2 protein-coding genes are annotated in these 1,281 nt (G+C 31.3%); both read left to right on the plus strand.

Annotation, left to right across the window (positions count from 1 at the left end):
* The first annotated feature begins 390 nt into the window (after nucleotides 1–390).
* Nucleotides 391–567, plus strand: coding sequence for a DUF4278 domain-containing protein (locus H1P_RS33460; RefSeq protein ID WP_144875813.1), 177 nt, complete (start codon nucleotides 391–393; stop codon nucleotides 565–567).
* Nucleotides 568–635: 68 nt separating this feature from the next.
* Nucleotides 636–782: a hypothetical protein gene (locus tag H1P_RS37030; RefSeq protein WP_186376307.1), complete on the plus strand. Its 147-nt coding sequence runs from the start codon at nucleotides 636–638 to the stop codon at nucleotides 780–782.
* The last annotated feature ends 499 nt before the right edge of the window (nucleotides 783–1,281 follow it).

The following is a 1,281-nucleotide window of genomic DNA, read 5'->3' on the forward strand; positions in this document are numbered from 1 at the left end:
TGAAAATTTCAGGGGCGCAATGGAAACCAGAAAATGTATCGCAGGTTTTAAAACATCGATGTGCCTATCTTAACAATACCCTTTTGAAAAACTAATATTTTTGTTCTTACGTAATTGACTTGCTCCCGAGTAATAAGTAATGAGTAATGAGTTTTTTGATTAAAATACCACCAAAAAATGTCTTAACGTTAATATGTAACGCTATACTTTTTATTTATAGACAAAACGACCGTTCCTCTATCTGGACGAGATTTAATGAGGAAAAATTAGAGAAATCTATTGTATCCTTTCTTCCTGATTGATATAACTTCAAAAAAGCTTCCCTATTTCTTCCCGATTCTCTTTTGTAATGCAAATAACTAAGTTAATAGTAAATCGGAGAATTGAAAAATGAAATTACGTTTCTTAGGTCAAGTTTATGCGACTTCTAACCATCGAGTTAAAACTATCCCTTCAGAACATACTGCTCGTTTCTTAGGGCAAAGTTATACCCCCAGTCTTCCCATTAAACCTGTTAAGTCTCAGTTAGGTTTAAGAAAATATCGTGGTGTGAGTTATCAAGCTTAAATTGGCTTTGTACTTTAGATCATTACTATCTAAAGTCAATCTCAAAATAAATAATTAAGGAGAATCAAATGATTGCTCAAAAACATTCTGCTATTCAGAATAAACCTAGCCTAAAAAAAACGATTCATCCCCATCGCAAAAAAAGATTAATTGCACGCTGGCGAAAAGTTAATGGTAAGCTAATTTGTCAATGGATTACGGAAGAAATTAGCTAGATGAAGTTGAGTATTAATATAGCAATTCTATCTGAATTAAGAGAATTATTCTGCTATTAGTCTTTTGTCATTAGTCTTTTGTCATTGGTTATATTCACGAATGATTTAGGACTGCTATAAATATCGGTATGAATTAACTTATTTTAAAAATTTATGCTTCCTTCAGTTGTTTACAGTCCCTATTAAGAGACTGTTTTTTTTGACTGATTATGATTTCTCTAATAAGCGATCGCTTCAATTTAGCTTAAAATAATCAAAAGCTAATATTTTCATAATCTGTTATTAAATAATCTAGAGCCTTATGCAGTGCAAAATTCCTCAAAAAAATAATTAGCATCATGTTCGACCTCTTCAACATAGAAGAACGGTCTTTTTATCTTGAGAAATAATACTTTTAATTTCTTCCCAGTCCCCAGTCCCTAATCCCTAATCCCTAATCCCGCATTTCTCACAAATTAAGTTGAAGCCTAATTTTAAACTGAAAAATCATCAATTTTTC

This window comes from Hyella patelloides LEGE 07179 (genome assembly GCF_900659865.1).
In the GTDB taxonomy this organism is placed as follows: Bacteria; Cyanobacteriota; Cyanobacteriia; order Cyanobacteriales; family Xenococcaceae; genus Hyella; species Hyella patelloides.

Coding starts and splice junctions, on each gene's coding strand:
- H1P_RS33460 (WP_144875813.1), top strand. CDS start 391: ATGAAATTACGTTTCTTAGGTCAAGTTTATGCGACTTCTAACCATCGA.
- H1P_RS37030 (WP_186376307.1), top strand. CDS start 636: ATGATTGCTCAAAAACATTCTGCTATTCAGAATAAACCTAGCCTAAAA.